General features: G+C 71.1%; 22 protein-coding genes and 1 pseudogene. 6 read left to right on the top strand and 17 right to left on the bottom strand.

The window, feature by feature from the left end; genetic code table 11:
• Window positions 1-131 precede the first annotated feature (131 nt).
• Window positions 132-1,013 carry a helix-turn-helix transcriptional regulator gene (locus tag G3I78_RS14735; RefSeq protein ID WP_164424404.1) on the top strand — a complete coding sequence of 294 codons (882 nt, stop codon included), beginning with the start codon at window positions 132-134 and terminating at the stop codon, window positions 1,011-1,013.
• Window positions 1,014-1,019: 6 nt separating this feature from the next.
• Window positions 1,020-1,223: a DUF397 domain-containing protein gene (locus G3I78_RS14730; protein ID WP_164424403.1), complete on the top strand. Its 204-nt coding sequence runs from the start codon at window positions 1,020-1,022 to the stop codon at window positions 1,221-1,223.
• Between the two features lie 5 nt (window positions 1,224-1,228).
• Here the strand turns inward: G3I78_RS14730 and G3I78_RS14725 are convergent, their stop codons facing one another.
• The 9 genes and pseudogenes from G3I78_RS14725 to G3I78_RS14685 form a co-directional block, all read right to left on the bottom strand.
• On the bottom strand, window positions 1,229-1,897 hold the full coding sequence (locus G3I78_RS14725; RefSeq protein ID WP_203614993.1) for a hypothetical protein: 669 nt from the start codon (window positions 1,895-1,897) through the stop codon (window positions 1,229-1,231).
• Between the two features lie 64 nt (window positions 1,898-1,961).
• On the bottom strand, window positions 1,962-2,453 hold the full coding sequence (locus tag G3I78_RS14720; RefSeq protein ID WP_164424399.1) for a hypothetical protein: 492 nt from the start codon (window positions 2,451-2,453) through the stop codon (window positions 1,962-1,964).
• A 215-nt stretch (window positions 2,454-2,668) separates the two neighbouring features.
• Window positions 2,669-3,655, bottom strand: a complete 987-nt coding sequence (locus G3I78_RS14715) for a helix-turn-helix domain-containing protein (RefSeq protein WP_164424397.1) — start codon at window positions 3,653-3,655, stop codon at window positions 2,669-2,671.
• Between the two features lie 115 nt (window positions 3,656-3,770).
• Window positions 3,771-4,733: a nucleoside hydrolase gene (locus G3I78_RS14710; protein ID WP_164424395.1), complete on the bottom strand. Its 963-nt coding sequence runs from the start codon at window positions 4,731-4,733 to the stop codon at window positions 3,771-3,773.
• A 38-nt stretch (window positions 4,734-4,771) separates the two neighbouring features.
• Window positions 4,772-5,992 (bottom strand): annotated as a pseudogene (gene thrS, locus G3I78_RS14705) (threonine--tRNA ligase); the annotation flags it as partial.
• A 216-nt stretch (window positions 5,993-6,208) separates the two neighbouring features.
• The gene (locus tag G3I78_RS14700; RefSeq protein WP_164424390.1) at window positions 6,209-6,427 is read right to left on the bottom strand and encodes a DUF1653 domain-containing protein; all 219 of its coding nucleotides are present in this window, start codon (window positions 6,425-6,427) and stop codon (window positions 6,209-6,211) included.
• A gap of 19 nt (window positions 6,428-6,446) precedes the next feature.
• Window positions 6,447-7,058: a uracil phosphoribosyltransferase gene (locus G3I78_RS14695; RefSeq protein ID WP_164424388.1), complete on the bottom strand. Its 612-nt coding sequence runs from the start codon at window positions 7,056-7,058 to the stop codon at window positions 6,447-6,449.
• A gap of 7 nt (window positions 7,059-7,065) precedes the next feature.
• A complete protein-coding gene (locus G3I78_RS14690; protein ID WP_164424386.1) occupies window positions 7,066-7,761 on the bottom strand; it encodes a DUF4062 domain-containing protein in 696 nt (231 codons plus the stop codon).
• Between the two features lie 128 nt (window positions 7,762-7,889).
• Window positions 7,890-8,969: a hypothetical protein gene (locus G3I78_RS14685; RefSeq protein WP_164424384.1), complete on the bottom strand. Its 1,080-nt coding sequence runs from the start codon at window positions 8,967-8,969 to the stop codon at window positions 7,890-7,892.
• 370 nt (window positions 8,970-9,339) lie between these two features.
• Between G3I78_RS14685 and G3I78_RS14680 the strand changes: the two genes are divergently transcribed.
• Window positions 9,340-10,008, top strand: a complete 669-nt coding sequence (locus tag G3I78_RS14680; protein ID WP_164424382.1) for a DUF4232 domain-containing protein — start codon at window positions 9,340-9,342, stop codon at window positions 10,006-10,008.
• Here the strand turns inward: G3I78_RS14680 and G3I78_RS14675 are convergent.
• On the bottom strand, window positions 10,001-10,417 hold the full coding sequence (locus G3I78_RS14675) for a dihydrofolate reductase family protein (protein WP_164424380.1): 417 nt from the start codon (window positions 10,415-10,417) through the stop codon (window positions 10,001-10,003). The two genes, G3I78_RS14680 and G3I78_RS14675, sit on opposite strands and share 8 nt — an antisense overlap.
• A gap of 93 nt (window positions 10,418-10,510) precedes the next feature.
• Here G3I78_RS14675 and G3I78_RS14670 point away from each other — a divergent pair, with 93 nt between their 5' ends.
• Window positions 10,511-11,320 carry a hypothetical protein gene (locus G3I78_RS14670; protein WP_164424378.1) on the top strand — a complete coding sequence of 270 codons (810 nt, stop codon included), beginning with the start codon at window positions 10,511-10,513 and terminating at the stop codon, window positions 11,318-11,320.
• A gap of 19 nt (window positions 11,321-11,339) precedes the next feature.
• Here the strand turns inward: G3I78_RS14670 and G3I78_RS14665 are convergent, their stop codons facing one another.
• The 5 genes from G3I78_RS14665 to G3I78_RS14645 form a co-directional block, all read right to left on the bottom strand.
• Entirely contained in the window at window positions 11,340-12,038 is a 699-nt protein-coding gene (locus G3I78_RS14665; protein ID WP_343243776.1) for a GAF and ANTAR domain-containing protein, read from the bottom strand.
• 443 nt (window positions 12,039-12,481) lie between these two features.
• Window positions 12,482-13,297, bottom strand: coding sequence for a GAF and ANTAR domain-containing protein (locus tag G3I78_RS14660; RefSeq protein ID WP_164424375.1), 816 nt, complete (start codon window positions 13,295-13,297; stop codon window positions 12,482-12,484).
• Window positions 13,298-13,643: 346 nt separating this feature from the next.
• Window positions 13,644-14,633, bottom strand: coding sequence for a TIGR03943 family protein (locus tag G3I78_RS14655; protein WP_343243753.1), 990 nt, complete (start codon window positions 14,631-14,633; stop codon window positions 13,644-13,646).
• Window positions 14,621-15,634 carry a permease gene (locus tag G3I78_RS14650; RefSeq protein ID WP_164424373.1) on the bottom strand — a complete coding sequence of 338 codons (1,014 nt, stop codon included), beginning with the start codon at window positions 15,632-15,634 and terminating at the stop codon, window positions 14,621-14,623. The genes G3I78_RS14655 and G3I78_RS14650 overlap by 13 nt, the downstream gene beginning before the upstream one ends.
• Before the next feature lie 149 nt (window positions 15,635-15,783).
• Window positions 15,784-17,130, bottom strand: a complete 1,347-nt coding sequence (locus G3I78_RS14645; RefSeq protein WP_164424371.1) for a helix-turn-helix transcriptional regulator — start codon at window positions 17,128-17,130, stop codon at window positions 15,784-15,786.
• Between the two features lie 90 nt (window positions 17,131-17,220).
• Here G3I78_RS14645 and G3I78_RS14640 point away from each other — a divergent pair, with 90 nt between their 5' ends.
• A complete protein-coding gene (locus G3I78_RS14640; RefSeq protein WP_164424224.1) occupies window positions 17,221-17,427 on the top strand; it encodes a hypothetical protein in 207 nt (68 codons plus the stop codon).
• 16 nt (window positions 17,428-17,443) lie between these two features.
• Here the strand turns inward: G3I78_RS14640 and G3I78_RS14635 are convergent, their stop codons facing one another.
• Window positions 17,444-18,058 (bottom strand): Uma2 family endonuclease, encoded by a 615-nt coding sequence (locus G3I78_RS14635; RefSeq protein WP_164424369.1) that lies wholly within the window; start codon window positions 18,056-18,058, stop codon window positions 17,444-17,446.
• 117 nt (window positions 18,059-18,175) lie between these two features.
• On the opposite strand from G3I78_RS14635, the gene G3I78_RS14630 reads away from it, so the two are divergent.
• The gene (locus G3I78_RS14630; protein WP_164424367.1) at window positions 18,176-18,475 is read left to right on the top strand and encodes a DUF6401 family natural product biosynthesis protein; all 300 of its coding nucleotides are present in this window, start codon (window positions 18,176-18,178) and stop codon (window positions 18,473-18,475) included.
• A 10-nt stretch (window positions 18,476-18,485) separates the two neighbouring features.
• Here G3I78_RS14630 and G3I78_RS14625 read toward each other — a convergent pair whose 3' ends face one another.
• On the bottom strand, window positions 18,486-19,094 hold the full coding sequence (locus G3I78_RS14625; protein ID WP_164424365.1) for a tellurite resistance TerB family protein: 609 nt from the start codon (window positions 19,092-19,094) through the stop codon (window positions 18,486-18,488).
• Between the last annotated feature and the right edge of the window lie 47 nt (window positions 19,095-19,141).

The raw sequence follows: 19,141 nt of genomic DNA, 5'->3' as shown, positions 1-19,141 counted from the left end.
CGGTGCGCTTCCGCCAACTGGTGTCGCTGAGTGGGCGATTCGGTACTGACGGTAGCCTCTTGGGGAGTTGGCCAGCAATCGAACAGGACAGAAATATTGCTGGCCCTGATGAGTCGAAGCTAGGGGCGCGCATGGCAGGCAGGGATCCCAACCGTGGGAAGACCATCACGACCGTTCTGGGGCGACGGCTCGGTGGTGAGCTGCTGCGGATGCGAGAGACGTGCGACCTTCGTCAGACGCATGCCGCCGAGGCCCTGACGGCATCCGTCACCAAGGTGGCGAAGATCGAGCGCGGACAGGTGCCGTTGCGCGATCCCGACATCAGGGCCCTGTCCCATCTGTACGGCGAGACGGACGAGGCGGTGATCGGCAAGCTGCTCGCCCTGGCCAAGGCGGACCGGGAGCGGCGCCGGGCCAAGGGCTGGTGGAACCAGTACCCCCAGCTGATGGCGCAGATCGAGTACGTGGCACTGGAGGACATCGCCACCGGACTCCGTACCTGGCAACTCTCCTTCGTCCCGGGCCTCTTGCAGACCGCCGACTACGCCCGTGCCCTCGCGGTCGGCAACGGGTCCTGGGACGACCTCGACGAGATCGAGACCTTCGTCGAGGCGAGGATGGCCCGGCAGGCGCGGCTGGGCGGCGAACGCCCGCTACAGCTCTGGGCGTTGCTGCACGAAGGCGCCGTACGCCAACTGGTCGGGGGCCGGGACGTCATGCGGGCTCAGCTGGAGCACCTGCTGGAGGCGGCGCGCCTGCCCAACGTACGTGTGCAGGTCGTCCCGTTCATCGCCGGCGCCCACCCCGGGATGACCTGTGCCTTCACAGTCGTCTCCTTCGCCGAGCCCGGTGCCTTGGACGTCGTACAGGTGGATACGTCGTCGACGAAGGTCTGGTTGGAGAGCGAGACTGATGCTGCGCACCACAACGCGACCTTCGATCGCATCACGCGGCTCGGACTGGCGCACAGCAACTCCGTGAGACTCATCGACAGCATCCGCAAGGAGATGTAACGCACCATGTCCGACCACGACTTCAAGAAATCCACGTACAGCAGCGGAGACGCGCACGGCGAGTGCGTCGAAGTCGCCCGCAACATCCCCCCCACCGTCGCCGTCCGTGACTCCAAGTCCCCCGACGGACCGGTACTCCACATAGTCCCCGGCGCCTGGAACACCTTCCTGCGGCTCGTCCACAGCCACACCCGCAGCACACCGCACTGACCGGCTCAGTCCTGAAGGCCCCACGCGTCCAGGCCGCCGTAGACGTGCGCTTCGAGGCAGCGCGGGGCGTCGAGGCCGACCGCCTCGCCTCGGTACACGGCGATGAGGGAGTCGTGGCCGCGCCACCAGGTGTCGGTGAGGCCCTGTACTTCGGGTACGGGCTCGTAGTCGTCGAGGTTCAGGGAGTCGACGGCGCCGCCCCTGAGCTTCGTGACGGTCTTGGCCCAGCGGGCGGCGTGTGCGGCGAGGGCCAGGGACTCCACCCAGCCGTCGGTGCTCGCGTGCAGGGGGGTCCAGTGGTGGGCGTCGAGGCCGAAGGTGCCGTCGGGGCCGATCAGGAAGCCGTAGGGCATGGAGACCCGGCAGTCTCCTGCCCGAAACGACCAGCCCGAGCCGGACGAGCCGCGCGGGCGGCCGGCGGCCAGGACGCGCGGTCCGCCCTCGTAGAAGGGCGCGGGTGGCAGGGCGAGGCCGCCCCAACGGTCCTGGAAGGCGGCGGCACGATCGATCTCCGCGGCCGGGATCCCCTCCGCGAGCCACGCGTCACGGTGACGCCGTATCTCCCGCCTCAACACGCAGATCCCGTCCATCTCTACGAACCTCCTGGCCCTGTCGCTCAGACCGGCCGGCGCGACAGGGATCGACGAAGGCGGGGGCGGAGGGGTGGTCTGCATGCGGCCGGAGTCTAGTTATCGGGCCGGAAGGGCGGACTCGGCGGTGGCCCCGGCCCGCACTGCGTCAGCAGTTCTTGATCGACCAGATCGGGCCCCAGTTGTAGGAGTTGCTGCTGCCGCCCGCCGGGACGGAGGTGACGAGGCCGCCGGTCTGGCCGTAGAACCTCGCGGTCGCTCCGCCGGTCTGGGCGTTGCGGTAGGAGCCGGTGCCGGACCAGTTGGAGAGGGTGTAGGTGTCGCAGTAGTAGAAGTAGTAGACGACGTAGTCGCCCTGCGTCGGGTCGTAGGTCGCCGTGCACAGGTTGCCGCTCTCGCACGTGATGGACTCGCGTGCGCCCACGTGGAGGATCTTGTTGGGCTTCGGCCAGGCCGTCGGGGGCTCCGCGGCGGCGCCCGCAGGGAGGGCCGAGGCGGGCGGGGCGGCCGGCATGGTGAGGATCTGGCCGAAGTCCCGGTTGTCCGGGGCCGCTCCGGCGGGGCCCGCCGTGAACACGGCCGTCAGCGCCAGGCCCAGGGCACCGAGGCCCGCGAGCAGGGTACGTCGGGTGTCGCGCATGAAGTCTCAAACCCCCTGTGAGTACGGGACGTTCGTCGCGCCCACAAGCTGACCCCGCCACGCCGCTCCCCGCCACACCCTGAAGCCCTGCCTTAAACGGACGCCGCCCGTCACGAACAGAACCTGCCCGTCACGAACAGACTCTGCCCGTCACTTACAGATCCCGCCCACGTCCCTACGGCGCCGAGCACGCCGCCCCACCCACACAAGCACCCTCACACCACCCCCGCCGCCTCCAACAACGCCACCCCCGCAGGCGTCACCGTATGCAGCACATGCCTCCCCCTCCGCACGCTCAGCAGCAGCCCCGCCCGTCGCAGTACCGCCGTGTGCTGGCTCGCCGCCGCTCCCGAGATGCCCAGGCGGCGGGCGAGTTCGCCGGTCGTGCGGCCCGCTACCGCGTCCTGGAGGATCGCGGCGCGGGTGCGGCCGATGAGGCCGGCGAGGTCTCTGGCGGAGGTGCTGGTCGGGCGGGTCCAGCCGAGGGCGTGCTGGATGGGGTAGACGAGGACGGGCTGGAGGTCGGGGGCCGCGAGGGTGACCGGTCTGCGGAAGCAGAAGAGGGAGGGCTGGAGGAGCAACCCCCGGCCGCCGAGCCGTAGTTCGCGGTCGAAGGGGTAGTCGGCCTCCAGTACGGGAGGCCGCCACCGCAGGACCGGTCCGAAGCTCGCCAGCAGGCCGTCCGTGCCCGAGGTCAGGACCGCCCGGGTGCGTACCGCGCGGTCCGCGTCCACCTGGGCGCGGATGTGCGGCCAGTACGGGGCGAGCGCGTGCCGGTGGTAGCCGTGCAGGGCCGCGCCCAGGCGCCGTAGGGCCGGGGGTTCGCCGTCGGCCAGGGCGCGGGCCTCGCCCGGCATCGGCCGGGTCCGGCGTGGGGACGCGGCGAGCGCGGTGAGGTCTCTGCGCAGGGCGGTGCGCGGGGTGCGCAGGACCGTGTCGACGGCGCTCTCCAGGTCGTAGGAGCCGTCGAGGTCGGGGGTGAGGAAGTCCGGGGTGTAGCCGCGGGCCGGGAGGAGGGCGGCGAGCAGCGCGTGCGCGGGGCGCAGCCGCGACCGGACCAGCCGGCGCCAGTCGCCGAAGAGCAGGGGTGCGTGCTCCCCGGCGAGTGCCTGGAAGCTGTTGGTGATCTCCCACAGGGGGTCGGGCGCGGCGGCGACGCGGACGCGGCCGAGGTCGTCGGCGGTGAAGTGCACCCGCAGCATGGGGAGTTCTCCGATGGTGGTCGGTCATCGGGCGGTGGCGGTGCCCCCTGAGGGTGACGGATCCACCCATGCCGGGGCAAGGGGGCTTCCGGTCACCCTCTCACCGGAAGGGGGCCTACGACCCCTCCACCGCCGTCAGCCACAGCTTTACGTAGCGCTCCACGTCGACCCCCAACGCCACGTCCACCAGGGTCAGTTCGCGCTCCCCCTCGTGGATCTCGGACTCGCCGGGCCGCGGGCGCCGGTCCACGACCGTCTGGCCGCGGGTCGGGCCGGGCGCCAACGCGACCTCCACCGGCAGGAGTTCGGTGGTCAGTCCGCCCGGGTCGACGACCGCGCAGACCGCGCCCGCGTCGCCGAGGCCGCCGGTGGGGGTGGGGTCGCCCGAGGTGGCCGGGTCGCGGTGGGCGAGGAGTTCACCGGCCATGCGCAGATACGGTTCCGAACTCCCGCGCAGCCGCTGGACGTCGGCGGCCGGGACGATGACCCGCTCGAACACGTCCAGGCCGTACATGGTGATCGGGACGCCCGCGGTGAGCAGGACGGCGGCGGCCTCCGGGTCGTGCCAGACGTTGAACTCGGCGACGGGCGTGGCGTTTCCGGTCGCCACCGCGCCGCCCATGAACACGATCCGCTCGATGTTGCGCACCACCTCGGGGTGGGTGCGCAGCAGCAGGGCGATGTTCGTCAGCGGCGCGGTCGGGATCAGGGTGACCGGCCTCGGGGAGGCGAGGATCTCCCGCCTGAGCAGCGTCACCGCGTCCGTGTCCACCGCGACCCGGGTCGGCGCGGGCAGCCCCAGGTCGCCCATGCCGTCGAGCCCGTGCACGTGCTGCGCGGTGCGCACGGGCTCGATCAACGGCCGCTCGGCACCCCGCGCGACCGGGATGTCCCCGGCCCCGGCCTGCTCCAGGACGGTCAGCGTGTTGCGGACCACACCGTCGACGTCGGTGTTCCCGGCGACGCAGGTGACCGCGCGCAGGTCGAGGCCGGGATGCCGGACGGCGAACAGCAGGGCCAGGGCGTCGTCGACACCGGTGTCGCAGTCGATGATCACCGGGATGGGCTGACCGGTCACGGCGGGGGTCCTTTCGTCACTGGCGTACGGGTCCGACCTTACGCAGCGGGCCAGAGTTCGGCCCCGCGATCGGCGGCCCGGGCGCGGATCCGTTCCAGCAGGTGGCCGACGGGTACGGCGCCGGGCCTACGGCCGTCCCGCAGCCGTACGGCCGCACAGCCGGCGTCGGCCTCCCGCTCCCCGATCACCGCCTGGTACGGCACCAGGCGCGCGGCGCGGACGCGGGCGCCGAGGGTGCCGTGGGCGGGGCCGGCGAGTTCGGCGCGGATGCCGAGCGCGAGAGCCTGTCGTACGACGTCATGGGCCTGTTCCTCCTGGGCGTCGGCCACCGGCAGGACCATGAGCTGGACGGGCGCGAGCCAGACCGGGAAGGCGCCGCCGTGGGTGTCGAGGAGGTGCGCGACCGCGCGTTCGACGCTGCCGATGACGCTGCGGTGGACCATGACCGGGCGGTGTTTCGCGCCGTCGGGGCCGGTGTAGTGGAGGTCGAAGCGTTCGGGCTGGTGGAAGTCGATCTGGACGGTGGAGAGGGTGGACTCGCGGCCGGCCGGGTCGGTGATCTGGACGTCGATCTTGGGGCCGTAGAAGGCGGCCTCGCCGGGCACGGACTCGTACTCGGTGCCGTCCAGGACGTCTTCGAGGAGGGCGGTGGCGCGGCGCCAGAGGTCCGGGTCGGCGACGTACTTGCCGCCGTCGCCGGGGAGGGAGAGGCGGTACCTGGTGGCGCGGATGCCGAGGTCGTCGTAGGCGCGGCGGATGAGCGCGAGGGCCGCGCGGGCCTCCTCGACGGCCTGCTCCAGGGTGCAGAAGATGTGGGCGTCGTTGAGCTGGATGGCGCGGACGCGGGTGAGGCCGCCGAGGACGCCGGACGGCTCGGAGCGGTACATGCCGCCCAACTCGGCGATCCTCAGCGGCAGTTCGCGGTAGCTGTGGGCGCGGGAGCGGTAGATGAGGGCGTGGTGCGGGCAGAGGCTGGGCCGCAGTACGACCTCCTCGCCGCCGAGCCTCATGGGCGGGAACATGTCCTCGCTGTAGTGGTCCCAGTGCCCGGAGATCTCGTACAGCTCCCGCTTCCCGAGCACGGGCGAGTACACGTGCCGGTACCCGGCGGCCCGCTCGGCGTCCCTGACGTACTCCTCCAGGACGTGCCGTACGACGGCCCCGCCGGGCAGCCAGTACGGCAGCCCCGCGCCCATCAGCGGGTCGGTGTCGAACAGATCGAGTTCACGGCCGAGTCGGCGGTGGTCGTACATGAGGTTCTCCCTCGCGGCGGTGGGGGGGCGAGGAAGCGACGGGAACGACGAAGCCCCGGGGCACTCGCCCCGGGGCTTCGGACTGCGTCAGCTGTCAGCGCGCCGGGACCTGCTCCGGCGTCGTCGTGATCGACGGGAAGGGGTGGGCGGGCTGCATGGGGAGGAGGGTAGCGGGGGTGGTGGGGGTGGGGCGAAGGGTTTTCGGCGCCGTACTCGATTCGGTCAGGAACCGGCCTCTCCGGTCAAGTGGAACCGCGGCCTCGTCGCGCCGTCGAAATTCACTTCGCTGAGGAAGACATCCTGTGGCCGCACCCAGACCTGCCCGTCTCCGTAGAGTGCCTGATAAACCACCAGTTCTTCACCTGTCTCGGTATGTTTTCCGAGGGCGACGATCCTGTACTCGTTCCCCTTGTAATGCCGGTAGGTTTGATTCGGCTTCATTTGTTTCACACCTCTCGCGCTAGATCTGGATTCTCTTTTCAATGAGTCCGACGCCCGGATGCAGCATTCCGTTTCCGTCGAGACGGTCGGCTTCACCCAGTACCAGGTATTCTGCCGTCGGAAATTCGGCGGCGAGCTCATTGATTCCGGTGATCGAGTAGAACAGTGAAGCGATCAGAATGCGTTCGGGTTGGTATGCGTTGAGGGCGGTCTGGGTCAGGGAGATGGCCGTACAGCCGGTGGCCAGCACCGACTTCGCGATGACGAGATTGGTCACCTTGCGGCCTCGGGTGGCCGGCAGCTCGATCTCCCTCACCGGCGACTCCAGCGCTTCGAGACCGCGTCTGCCCTCGAAGTCCATAAACCCCACGAGTGCGGGTTCGAGCGATTCCGCCAGAACCCTCCCGAACAACTCGAGATCAGCCTTGGTGGTGACGACGACGGTCAGGTCGTCCCTGAGTTTCAGGGTGCTGCATTCTTCGTCGAGAGGAGTGACGACGACAGCAGGTTCAAGACACAGCATTCCCGCCAGCACGCGACCGAATTCTCGCCCAAGATTCACCAGCGCTTTTCTGATCTCCGCGGGCTCGGAATCCCTGTCCCGAATCACCCCCTCGTAATACTTCGCCATCGGCATCTCAATGCGTTGGACCGACACCAAAACCCTTCCCCCTCCATTCCTCGAATCGCTTCTCAAGATGAAGAACGCTTCCCCAGAAGTCGTTGTAGAGTGCCACCTTGTCAAAGTGAACAGAATGAACATGGCCGACGATATTGAAAGTCAATTCGATACGGTCGTCAGTGAGACGATATTCCGCTCTTGCCCCCGGGAAAGGAGACCGCTGACTGGCGATGCGAATGAAATGGTCGAAGTAGTCAAGTTTGCGCCCGATCGAAGCGCGATCAAGAAGCCATGCATAATAAGAGGAAATAGCCTTCTCGGCAGCTTCGGACTTCGTCTTGAAGCGATTCACGAAGTAGCCTTTGTGGTAATCCTCCACCTGGGCAATGAATTCCGCCTGCCGAGCGTCCGGAGTCACGTTCTCCTTACGCATGACGATGATTTTGGTCGGGTCCGTCCGGTAGGCCGCTTCATACTCCAGCTGCGTCGCCGACTTTCCCATCTCGGTCTCGTAGCCGTACTTTCCACCGAGGATGAGGAAGTACAGATGACATTCCTCGGCGATATTCACGGTTTCATAGAACGGGCTCCCCGCACGTGAGGGAGTCGTTCCCGGACTCACGCCCGTCAGCTCCACGTTACTGGCCGCCTGGAGCGATCTCGCTATTGCGGACCGCTCCGCCGAAAGGTCTGCGATCGTCGAACTGAGCATGATTTTCACTCTGTAGGCGCACATGATCACCGATCCTGTTGGAGCACTCGCGGGGACGATAAATCTATCAGCGCCAAGACGTTATGAGACAAGCTTGTGGGGGAAATTGATTCGCCTGCTGCGACGCGTCAAAGGTTTTCGGGGATCTCGCGCAACCACGGACTACGGACGGCCGGCAGCCGGACCAGCGTGTGCAGAAAGGCGCCCGGGTCGGCCCGGAACAAGTACCGGGGACGCGGTGCGGGTGGATCGTCGCGGAGGACTCCGTCGGGCATGCCGCCCGACGCGGGAACCGGCAGATGCGGCTTGGGGAAGGCCAGCCACAACCACACCTCGAACGGGAGGGGCACCGGACAGGCCGTGGTGGCGGGGCCTTCCGGGGTCCAGGTCTCTCCGGTCTGCGGATGGACCGGCACGAGGAGGATGTCGGCGTCCGCGTCGGGGGTGGGTCGTCCCGGTCCGGCCAGGACGGCGCGCCGTACCGGCGGCCCCACTGGCAGTAGGGCGTCGAGGGCGCGTTGGAACACTTCCCTGCTCAGACCGTCCGGGGTGGTCACCGGCCGGCCCTCCGAGGCTGCCAGCAGATGTGCGAGTGCCCGGCCGACCGCGGCCTCCCACAGTGGGCTCCACGACCAGAAGTGGTTCGGCCCCAGCCTCGACCCCCATGTGGCGATCGGCTCGAACGGAGGCGTGGACTTCCCTCCCTCCAGCAGCTCTGCCCAGGTGAGCGGTGCGGGGTCGGCGCCGTCGACGAGGAGGCGGCGCACCGCGTCGGGAGCGAGCCGTACCGCCTGCCAGAGTGAGCAGTCGTCGATCCGGCTCGCGACGGGCAGGCCGCACTCCTCGCATGCCATGTTGGGGCCCTCTGCTCCGTCGAGGCCACAGCAGTAGCCGCCGGCCCGCTCGGGGATCAGACGGGTGCCGCGGGCGTCGCCGGGTGCGATGACGATCGAGCCGGGGGCGCCGTCGGAGAGGGCGTGGACCGGCGCGTAGACACCACGAGCCACCGCCTCGTCCGGATGGATCTCCTCCCATCTCCGCCACGGCGGCCCCCAGGGCTCCGGGTCCTCAGCGAACGTGCCCGACTCCATGAGCACCGGGAGCTGAAGCCCGTTCCCGTACTTCTGACGAGCGTGTGCCGGCAGGGCGACCCGGGACAGCGGGGTGGTCAGCTCGGCGCCGCATCCCCCACACAGGAAAACGAACAAATGCCCTCCGCCAGCGAATCGGGAGGCATCGTCGCAGCTCCGTGACAGACCGGCCAACGTGTTTTGCGTCCACCGCAAGGCCGAGGCCTGGCCCCGACGTTGAGCATCGCGCTGCGAGGTGCATGTGATCGGTCCGGGCCGGTTTCGAAGGTGGCGGCGGCCTCGGTCGGGCGGTCCTCCTCGGTCCGCAGTTCGGAGTGCGTGGACCCGCTCCGTGACCAGGAGGTCATGTCACCACCACGTGACAACGCTGTCCGGGAACGATCACGCCCGGAGCCGACCGCCCCACAGCTCCCTCATAGTGATCAAGGAAGCAGCGCGAGGCCGGAGCCGATCCGGTCTCCACCATCCATGACCTGGGGGATCTCATATGTCCGGCAACCGTCGCAAGGCCTTCCTCGCCTCTGTCGCGCTCGTGGGCGGAGCCCTGCTGATGACCGCCTGCCAGGACGCGAGCGCGGACCCGGTCGAGGACACCGGTGCGGCGAAGGGGACCGCTTCCGTGTCCCCGTCCGTCTCCGCCTCGCCAGCCACAGGCAGCGGTACGGGAAGCGGTACGGGATCCAAGGCCACCGGCACCGGCACCGGCAAGGGCACCGGCTCCGGCGCGGACACCGGCAACGGCAAGCGCGAGCCCGTCGAGCAGGTCTGCGGGGCCAACGACATCTCCTGGAGCACCCGTTCGGAGAGCCAGGCCGGTGGATACATCCTGGTGATGGCGAAGGCCAAGTCGGGGATCACCTGCTGGCTGCCCGCCGCGCTGCCGACCGTGGCGTTCGGGTCGGACGGCACCGAGGCGGGGCCCGCCGAGCAGTCCGTCGGGCAGCAGATCAAGCTGAGCGGGAGCACCGTCGCCTACGCCGGCGTGAACCCGAAGTCCACCAACTCGGACGGTGGCAAGGAGCTGGACTCGATCATCGTCGCCGTCGGTGACGACGACCCGGACCCCGTCTCCCTGCCGGTCGGCACCATCACCGTCGACAAGCCCGTCGTCACCAACTGGCACACCGACCCGGCCGACGCCGTCCCCTTCAGCTGACGGAAGCCCTGCGGTAGCAGGACAGCACGCCCGCCCCCACGATCGTGGGGAACGTCAGCAGGCGGTACTCGTCGACCAGGTCCTCGGCCATCAGGGCGTGCACGACACTCAGGCTGCCCGTGACGACGACGTCGCGCTTCTCCCGCCGTACGGCGTCGGCGAGTTCGCCCTCCAGGAGCCGGGAGTTCGTCCAGGCCGAGGTGTCGGTCAGGGAGCGGGAGGCGACGAGTTTCGGTACGGCGTTCATCCGGGCGGCGAACGGGTCGTCCCGGCCGGGCCAGATGCGCGTGAACGCCTGCCAGGTCGTACGGCCCATCAGCATGACCCCCTCGGCGAGGGTGCCGCCGGAGCCGTCGGGGTCGGACACGATGCCGTCCAGGGTGACGAACTCGATGACGATGACGCTCATACGGCGGCCCGCGGCCGTGGCCCCGGACGAACCGGTAACCCGGACGGACCGGTGCGCTGGTGGCCTCGCCGGACCCGGTGATCACTTGGAAGCATGACCCCGGCCCCCGTCCCCGCCCCGCGCACCCCACCGCGCGCCACCGCCGCCGTCCTCGCCCTCGGCACCCTCCTCACCGCCACCACCACCGCGTGCTCCGCGCTCACCACCCCGCCCACCGCCCCCAAGCCCCCCATCGCCCGGCCCACCACCGCTCCGCCCCCGTCCGCCACCCCGAAGCCCGCCTCCGCCTCAACCCTCACCGAGGCGATGGCTCAGGCGGCCCTGGTCACCGACGCGGATCTCGGCGAGCCGTGGACCCCGACGCAGGGCGCGGCCACCTGGCACGACGGGGTGCTGAAGGCGAAGACCGACAACGCGGACTGCCAGCGGCTGCTCGACAACCTGTACGCGGACGACCTGTTCGGCGACGCCGCCCACCCCCGCGCGGTCGTCGGCATGGACGACGAGTGGAACGAGACGCAGCTCCGCTACCAGGTGGCCGCCGTCGCACCCGCCGAGGTGGACAAGACGCTGGCCTGGCTGAGGACGCTGCCCGCGAAGTGCGCCCAGTTCGCGGCCACGACCACCACCGGCGCGGTCCTGGGCGCCCAGGTGACGGAGACCCGGCTGCCGGAGAGCGGCGACGGCCGCCAGGGGCTCCGGGTCCTGCTCACCGGCGAGTCCCCGGACGGCGAGCCCACCACGCTCACCGTCGAGATCGCCGCGGTCCGGGTCGGTGAGGACGTGATCAGCCTCAGCTACGGCGGTTTCGGCGACGTGCAGACCGATGTCACGCGGGCCGCCGTGGAGTTGGGGGTGCGGCGGCTGACGGAGGTCAGGAAGCAGGGGCGGGTCCAGGTGTGACCCCGGCGGGGCGGCCCGGTCAGTCCCGGTCGAAGCGGGTGCGGTGCGCGACCACGTCCCGGGCCACCTCCAGGGCGGTGCGGTTGTGGGAGAAGGCGTGGGCGCGCAGCCGGGCCAGGGCCTCGTCCGAGCCGACCCCGAGCTGCACCATGATCATGCCGATGGCCTGGTAGACGGCGTCGTGGTCGCCGGCCAGGCCGCTGAGCCAGGGCTCGTCGGCGCCGGGGCCCTCCTCCACCGGGCGGGGCAGCGCCATCAGGGCGACGGTCATGACGCTGGCGACCAGCCGGGCGGTGTTCAGTTCCCGCCGGGTGAGTTCGCCGGGGGCGTCCCGGTAGAGGTCGAGGGTGCCGACGCACACCGTGTCGTTGCCGAGCGGCATCGAGTACACGGCCTGTACTCCGACGGCGATGGCCTGCTGGGCGAAGACGGGCCAGCGGTGCAGGTCGGGGCCCGCCGTGAGGTCGGCGGCGAGCACCGGGTCGCCGGTCTCGGCCGCGCGCATGCAGGGCCCCTCGCCCAACGTGGCCTGCACCTCGCACAGATGGGCGGCCCGGTCGCTGCTGGCGCTCAGCTGGACCGGCATGCCGTTGCTGCGCAGCGACACGCTCGCGCCGGTCACCGGCAGCAGTCTCACGGCGACCCCGCACAGCTTGCCGGGGATCGCCCCCGGGTCGGCGCCCCGCACCCCGTCCGCGATCACGTCGGAGGCCCACACCCGGTCACGGTCGCGCTCGGCCTCGCGGGAGGCGGCGCGGGAGGGGTCACCGGAAACTCCGGAGGCGGGCTCGGAGACGCCGGGCTCGGGCAATCCGGGCTCCGAGAAGCCGGGCTCACCCGAACCGGCCGCACCCGGCGATCCGGCCCCCCGCCCCTCGGACGGACCGGACCGACCGGACCGACCGGACCCGGGATCTTCGTCCCCGGGCACACCGAACCCCCCGGACCGACCGTCCGCCCGCAAGCCGCCCCCCGCCCCCGGCCCCTGACCGGCGACCGGGCCGAACTCGTCACCGATGCCGTCGCCGCGGTCGTCCCTGGGCCGCACGGCCACCGCCTCCTTCGCTCAGCCGCTCAGCGCGGGCTGTCATGTCGTCGGCCCCCGAGCGGGCTCACCGGCACCGGGGGCGCGATGCCGTACCCGCCCAGGGCACCGCCCGGCTACCCCTCGTCCACCGGGCGAAACGCCTCGTCCCCCGCGCCGCTCAGCGGGGAGTTGCGGGGCGTGAGCGGCCGTACGGAAGGCGGTTTCCCGGAGACGCTGCGGACCAGGTCGACGGCGAGGTCACGGAGTTTGACGTTCCGGTGCTGGGACGCGCGGGTGAGGATCTCCAGGGCGCGTTCGTGGCCGCAGCCCTCCTGGGCCATGAGGATGCCGAGGGCCTGGTCGATGACCGTGCGGGAGGCGATGGCGCTCTGGAGGTCCAGGCTGAACTGGAGCTGGCCCGCGAACTTCAGGGCCACACCCAGCGCGCCCGAGGCGTGGCCCGCGAACACGGCGGCCTGCTCGCGCACCTGCGGGGTGAAGCCGCCGGGCCGGGTGGAGTACATGTTCAGGACCCCGGCAACCTGCTGCCGGGGCGCGGCCAGCGGCAGCGCGAGCATGCTGCGCAGGCCGTACTCCGCGGCGATGGCGGGGAAGGAGCCGAAGCGGTCCTCCTCCTCGACGTCGTCGACGAGGTTCGGGACGCCGGTCCTGAGGGTGTCGAGACAGGGGCCCTCGCCCTCGTCGTACTGCCGCTGGTCGAAGTGGTCCACGAGTTCGTGGCTGGCGGCGGCCGTGTAGGGGTGGGAGCTGCTCTCGGCGCTGAGGGTGATCGAGCAGTACACCGGCGCGGGCAGCGAGCCCGCGGCGAGCCGTACGAGTTCGCGCAGGAAGTCGTCCAACCGGTCGGAGTCCAGCAGCAGTTGCTGGAGCCTGGCCAGGATCTGCTCACCGCGTCCCGGCCCGTCGGGCGGGGAGGCTGGGTCCGTCACGGGACGTCCTTCCATCGGATGCCGGACCGTCCGAGTACCCGCATGCGCCCTTCACAGACCGCTCACCCGTTCATTACCGTCGGCTGGGACGGTCAGGGAGCGGCCGCACAGCGTCCGACTGTGCCGGAGCCGCCCATGTCTTGGTCCGTCCCCCTCACCCACGCCCCCGGGCCATCGCCGTTCTGAGCGGTGCCGTGCCACCGTCCCCGCCTCCCGCGTCGCCGACCGGGGCGCCTCCCGCCGTCCCGTGCGGGCCGGGGACTTCCTGGAGGACCGCGCGAAGGGAGCCGCGCGCGTCCTCACCCCCGGGCGGCCGCCGCAGGTCCGACCGCGCGGCCGCCCGGGATCAGCGTTTCTCGTAGGGGTCCGAGGGCTCCTTCACCCGCCGTACCGCGCTCGCGTCCACGACCGGCGGCCAGGCGCCGTCGGTGCCCAGCCTGCCCTTGGGGTGCCAGGTGCCGGTGACGGTGACCCAGGTGTCGACCGGCGGCGCCCCGTCGGCGGCGCCGCGCACCTCGACCTTGCTGGTGCTGGCGTCGGCGGCACAGCAGGAGACGAGCAGCCGGGTGAGGTACCAGGTCCCGTCGTCGCCGTGGGTGACGAAGCCGGTCATCCGCACGGTACGGCCCTTCAGCGAGCGCCCGCTGTCGTAGATCGCGCGTGAGCTGAACTGCGCGACGGTGAGCTCGACGGGGTCCCCGGCGGGCAGCGCCGGAAAGCTCCCGACCCCCTGCGCCGCCTGCTGCGCGGCCTCCCGCCCGGCGCTGTAGGAACCGAGCGCGGGCGGCGGGAAGAGCAGCAGCGCGAGGGCGGGAAGGGTGAGCAGCCAGGCGACCCGGGGACCGGCGGCACCGTGACTGTGCCCGTGCGCCGCGTCGGGCCCATGCGCCGCGTCGGGCCCGTGCGCTCCATCAGGCTCCGGCTCTCCGTCGGGATCCGGCTCTCCGTCGGGATCCGGCTCTCCGTCGGGATCCGGCTCTCCGTCGGGATCCGGCTCTCCGTCGGACTCGTGCGCCCCCTCAGATCCGTCAGATCCGTGCGCCTCCTCAGAGCCGTGCGTCCCCTCGGATCCGTGCACCCCGCCAGAGCCATGCACCCCCTCAGAGCCATGCGCGCCCTCGGAGCCGTACGCCCCCTCCCGGTCCCGCCCCGTCCGTCGTACGACGGCCATCGCCGCCCCCAGCAGCACCAGCAGCACGCCGGACACCACCAGGTACGGGCGCAGCCCCGCCTGGACGTAGCGCAGATACAGGTCGCTGAAGAGGGAGATCCGCAGGACCGCCGCGCCGACGAGGGCGAGGAGCAGACAGGGGCCGTAGCGCCTCACAGCAGCCACCACCCGACGAGCGTGCTGCTCAGTACGGCCACCACCCAGGTCGCGGCCGAGAAGCGGACGGCGAAGGAGCGGCCGAAGGTGCCGGCCTGGAGCGCGATCAGCTTGAGGTCGACCATCGGCCCGACGACCATGAAGGCCAGCCGCGCGGTCGGCGAGAAGCCGCTGAGCGAGGCGGCGACGAACGCGTCGGCCTCGCTGCACACGCACAGCACGACCGCGAGGACGGCCAGCAGCAGCACCGACAGCCAGGCGGAGCCGGTGAAGAGGTCGAGCACCGAGCGCGGGACCGTGATGTTGAAGGTCGCCGCGGCCGCCGCGCCGAGCACCAGGAAGCCGCCCGCGTGCAGGAAGTCGTGCTGGAGTCCGGCGCCGAAGGCCTTGAGACCCCGCTCGGCGTGAGCGGGCCCGCCCCGGGGCAGCCGCAGCCACTCCGCCCGGCCGAACCGGGCCCACAGCCAGCCCATCACGACGGCCGTGGCGAGCGAGGCGACGAGTCGGCCGAGGACCATCGCCGGCCGGCCGGGGAAGGCGATGGAGGTCGCGACGAGCACCACGGGGTTGATGGCGGGCGCGGACAGCAGGAACGCGAGGGCCTCGGCCGGGGCCACCCCCCGCCGCATCAGGCTCCCCGCGACCGGCACGGAGGCACACTCGCAGCCGGGCAGGACGACTCCGGCCGCGCCCGCGACCGGCACCGCGAGGGCCTGGTTGCGGGGCAGGAGCCGGGTGAAGACGCGCTCGGGGACGAAGGCGCCGATCGCCGCGGAGACGACCGTGCCGAGCAGCAGGAAGGGCACGCCCTGGACCGCGATCGCCGTGAAGACGGTCCACCAGGCGGCGACGGGCGGGGTGTAGAGGTCGAGCGCGAGAGTGGGGCCGAGCACCGAGGCAACGGTGGCGATGGCGAGCAGCGCGGCGCCGCCGAGGGCCGCGTAGACCAGGGCCCGTACGCCGAGTACGACGAGCCGCAGCCCGTCGCCCACCGTCCTCTGGTTCTCCACGCGCCCCGCCCCGCCCTGCCTCCGCTGTCCCCGCGCAGGTTAACCGTCTCCAACTGTGCACTGGCCCTGAATCGTCACATAGGGGGCTGTGGAGGCGAGAGTGTGCGAGGCCCGGAACCTCACCACGGCGGCGGCCGGCGCGCGGGCCCCTACAGCGGTGGCTGGGCCGGGGCCGGGCCCAGGGTGGTGGTGCCGGGGGCCGTGCGGTGGCCGAGGCCGGTCCGGTACGCGTCCAGTGCCGCCTCGACCCGTCCGGTACGGCGGAGCAGATCGCCGAGCAGCCGGCACAGGTCGGCCAGGTCACCGGCGGCACCGGCCCGCTCCAGGAGGCTCAGGGCGCGGACGTAGTGCTCCTCGGCGGCCTCGGTGTCCCGGGCGTCCTCGGCGATGATGCCGAGCAGCCGGTGGGCGGCGGCGGAGTGCAGGGCGCCGCGCTCGGAGCTGAGGTCGCTGAGCACGCCGTGCAGCAGGGCGGCGGCCTCCTCGGACTTGCCGCGCCGGTGCAGCACGTCGGCGAGTTCGACGGCGGCCTGGCTGGAGTAGAGGGCCGCGCGCTTGGCGGAGAGCATGGCGAGGGCCTGTCTCAACTCGTCCTCGGCGCGCTCCAGTTCGCCGTTCTGGGCGTAGACGTAGCCGCGCATCCAGTGGCAGTTGGCGAGTTCGGTGCGGAGCTGGAGCTGCCGGTAGAGCTCGGCGGCCTTGGCGAGGGAGGCGTCGGCCTCGGCGACCCGGCCCTCGGCGAGCAGGGTGCGGGCGACGGAGCGGTGCATGCGGGCGACGAGGGCGGGGTCGCCGGCCTGCGGGGCGAGCGCGAGGGCGAGTTCGGCGGCCTGGGCGGCGCGGGCGTGGGCGCCCATGTCCATGTAGGGGCCGATGACGCTGGCGTAGAGCAGGAGCAGGGCGTCGGGGTCGTGCAGGCCGCCGCGGTTGAGTTCGTCGAGGGTGGACTCCAACAGGTAGACGGAGTAGCGGAGTTCACCGGCGAGGTAGTGCGAGAGGGCGCGTCCGCGCAGGGCCGGGACGCGGGCGGGCAGCGGGACGTCGTCGCCGAGGGCCTGCTCGGCGCGTTCGAAGTACTGGCGGGCGGCGCCGAGTTCGCCCGTCTCCACGGCGCACTCGCCGAGTCCGAGCAGGGCGGCGGACCGGACCTCGGCCAGGTCGAGGGTGTCGGCCTCGGTGAGGAGGCGGGCGTACTGCTCGGCGGCCTCCTCGGCCTCCCCGGTGGCGAGGGTGCGCTGGGCCTCGGTGAGGCGCAGGCGCAGATCGGTGACGAGGTGGGCCGGGCGGCCGGTCGCGAGTTCCTCGAAGCCGACGCCGAGCCGGTCGGCGAGATGGCGCAGGGCGTCGTCAGAGGGGCGTACCCGGCCGGACTCCAGGGTGGAGATGTAGGCGGGTGTGTAGGCCGGTTCGGCCAGCTGTCGCTGGGTCAGCCCGCGCTCGACTCTCAGCTGCTGCACCCGTCGCCCGATGACCCCCGGGCCGTCCCGCTCCGACATGGCCAACTCCCCAAGTCCCTCTTGCCGTTCGGCTCCCGCAGCCCCTAGGTTAAACGGCGTATTAACCCCGCTTAATACGTTGTCACCGCCATGGATTCTCACCGTCACCGCAGCGAGGTCGCCGTGCTCGAACGCACCAGCACCACCGCGCGTTACACCAGGGGTCTCGCCGCCGCGATCGTGGCCGTCGCCACCCTGATCCTCGCGGCGAACACGGGCCCGGCGAGAGCCACGGAACCCCACCCCACCGAACAGGCCGAGCAGACCCAGCAGGACACCGGCCGCACCGCGCAGTGAGCCCGGCCCAGGACGGTCACGTCCCGTCGGTCTCCGGGCCCAGCATCATGTCCTTCCGGCTGTAGAGCGGCAGTTCACTCGTGTCGAGCTTCCAGGTGCCGAGGTCGGTGGCGACGGCCAGCGGGGTGCCGTACGGCTGCTTGCGGAGACGGTTGGCGTAACAGGGACGCCCGGCGCTGGTGTCGATGCCCCACTGGTAGGTCCAGGTGCCGTCGCGGGGATCGAGAATGAGGTAGTGGCCGATGCCCATGGCGGGATAGTCGCGGCTCTTGACCTCGTAGTCGTTGCTCGGGTTGGACGGCGACACGATCTCGATGGCGAGGAAGATCTCACGCGGGTCCAGCGGGCCGTCGGTCAGCATCGCCTCGCGTGCGGTGACGATGAGATCGGGGACCCGGAGCTTGCCCAGACCGTCGTCATCGGTGTCGGTGGCTTCGAAGGTGAGTATCCCGTCGGGAAGCTGCGGGTCCAGCTGACGTGCGACATCCTTGGCGGTGACCTGGTGACGAGGGCGGGGGCTCATCATCATGACGAAGGTCCCGTCACTGATCTCCGGATACGTGAAGCCGGATGGCGGCGTGAAGTGCTCACGCAGCTCACGCAGATGCCGGTAGACGGTCTGCTCACTCATACAGCCATCTCCTTCGGGAGCCGCCAGGCCATCCCATCGTACGTGTGACGGCGTATGTGACGGAAACCATCCCGAACCCCCCTCCTCCCCCACGAAACCCACCTTTACCGTGGAGGAATGTCCCCCTTGGCCAAGATCAGCAGCTCCTTCGCGCCCCGGTTCGCGGAGTTCGCGTTCGAGCCCGGCTTCGTGGCCGCCGTGGATCAGCATGTGGCGGAGGTGCGGGAGCGGCTCGGGGGTGGGAGTGCGGGGCTGGTGCCGCGGGCGCCGCGCCGGGAGGAGCTCGCCGACTACGCGCTCGGGTTTCTCGACGCGCTCGGGGAGATCGACTGGCGGGAGCCCGTCGGGCACGACTTCGCGGTGTGCCGCCTCACCGCCATCAGCTGGCTGGTGACGCGGCACGACCTGCTCGGCTGAGGGAGCTCCCTCAGAGCTGGAACTCCGCGGGGTCCACCCCCAGCGCCGCGCAGGCCTCGCGCAGGATCGACTGCTCCGCCTGGGAGAAGTGGCCGTCGGCGCCGGCGATGACGATGCCGGTCTGGACGACCGCGCGGGCCTCGGTGGGCTTCTTGGCGGCCTTGGCGATCTCCTGGAGCGCCTCGGCCTTGCCCTGCGGGAAGTTGCGGGTGAGCTGGTCCACATGCTTGTGGAAACGCGTGCGCAGCTGCTCCGGCGGGAAGTTCTGCAACACGTCGTTGCCCAGGATCAGCGACTCCATCTGCTGGATCTCGGCGCCGTCCACCTGCCCGTCCGCCGCCGCGACCAGGGCGCACATCGCCATGCTCGCGTCCCGGTAGGCGCCGCTCTTCAACTCGGTCTTCAGGGACCCGAGCTGCGACTTCAGCACACCGACGAGCTGGGCCCGCGAACCGCCGCGCGCACCGCCCTGCGATCCGCCGTGCGCGCCGGCGCCCTGCGAGGTGCCGTACGGAGAGCCGTGGCCGGGAGCCGCGCCGCCGGTGGTCGTCCCGCGTCCGCCCTGGACCTGCTGCTGGATGTTCTTGGCCTGGTCCTTGAGCCGGTCGAACAGTGCCATTGACGTCACCTCGGTAGTCGTCTGAGTGCTCTCACCCCGACCAACGG

The organism is Streptomyces sp. SID13726, assembly GCF_010548375.1.
Classification (GTDB): domain Bacteria; phylum Actinomycetota; class Actinomycetes; order Streptomycetales; family Streptomycetaceae; genus Streptomyces.
The sequence above is the reverse complement of the archived record's forward strand: the minus strand, read 5'-3'. Positions and strand labels throughout refer to the sequence as shown.

What these genes read in the sequence shown, in the direction of transcription:
- G3I78_RS14700 (WP_164424390.1), bottom strand. Translation starts at nt 6,427, where the DNA reads ATGAAGCCGAATCAAACCTACCGGCATTACAAGGGGAACGAGTACAGG.
- G3I78_RS14625 (WP_164424365.1), bottom strand. Translation starts at nt 19,094, where the DNA reads ATGGCACTGTTCGACCGGCTCAAGGACCAGGCCAAGAACATCCAGCAG.
- G3I78_RS14725 (WP_203614993.1), bottom strand. Translation starts at nt 1,897, where the DNA reads ATGCAGACCACCCCTCCGCCCCCGCCTTCGTCGATCCCTGTCGCGCCG.
- G3I78_RS14695 (WP_164424388.1), bottom strand. Translation starts at nt 7,058, where the DNA reads ATGGCGAAGTATTACGAGGGGGTGATTCGGGACAGGGATTCCGAGCCC.
- G3I78_RS14670 (WP_164424378.1), top strand. Translation starts at nt 10,511, where the DNA reads ATGACCCCGGCCCCCGTCCCCGCCCCGCGCACCCCACCGCGCGCCACC.
- G3I78_RS14675 (WP_164424380.1), bottom strand. Translation starts at nt 10,417, where the DNA reads ATGAGCGTCATCGTCATCGAGTTCGTCACCCTGGACGGCATCGTGTCC.
- G3I78_RS14690 (WP_164424386.1), bottom strand. Translation starts at nt 7,761, where the DNA reads ATGCTCAGTTCGACGATCGCAGACCTTTCGGCGGAGCGGTCCGCAATA.
- G3I78_RS14680 (WP_164424382.1), top strand. Translation starts at nt 9,340, where the DNA reads ATGTCCGGCAACCGTCGCAAGGCCTTCCTCGCCTCTGTCGCGCTCGTG.
- G3I78_RS14630 (WP_164424367.1), top strand. Translation starts at nt 18,176, where the DNA reads ATGTCCCCCTTGGCCAAGATCAGCAGCTCCTTCGCGCCCCGGTTCGCG.
- G3I78_RS14645 (WP_164424371.1), bottom strand. Translation starts at nt 17,130, where the DNA reads ATGTCGGAGCGGGACGGCCCGGGGGTCATCGGGCGACGGGTGCAGCAG.
- G3I78_RS14635 (WP_164424369.1), bottom strand. Translation starts at nt 18,058, where the DNA reads ATGAGTGAGCAGACCGTCTACCGGCATCTGCGTGAGCTGCGTGAGCAC.
- G3I78_RS14715 (WP_164424397.1), bottom strand. Translation starts at nt 3,655, where the DNA reads ATGCTGCGGGTGCACTTCACCGCCGACGACCTCGGCCGCGTCCGCGTC.
- G3I78_RS14735 (WP_164424404.1), top strand. Translation starts at nt 132, where the DNA reads ATGGCAGGCAGGGATCCCAACCGTGGGAAGACCATCACGACCGTTCTG.
- G3I78_RS14730 (WP_164424403.1), top strand. Translation starts at nt 1,020, where the DNA reads ATGTCCGACCACGACTTCAAGAAATCCACGTACAGCAGCGGAGACGCG.
- G3I78_RS14720 (WP_164424399.1), bottom strand. Translation starts at nt 2,453, where the DNA reads ATGCGCGACACCCGACGTACCCTGCTCGCGGGCCTCGGTGCCCTGGGC.
- G3I78_RS14640 (WP_164424224.1), top strand. Translation starts at nt 17,221, where the DNA reads ATGGATTCTCACCGTCACCGCAGCGAGGTCGCCGTGCTCGAACGCACC.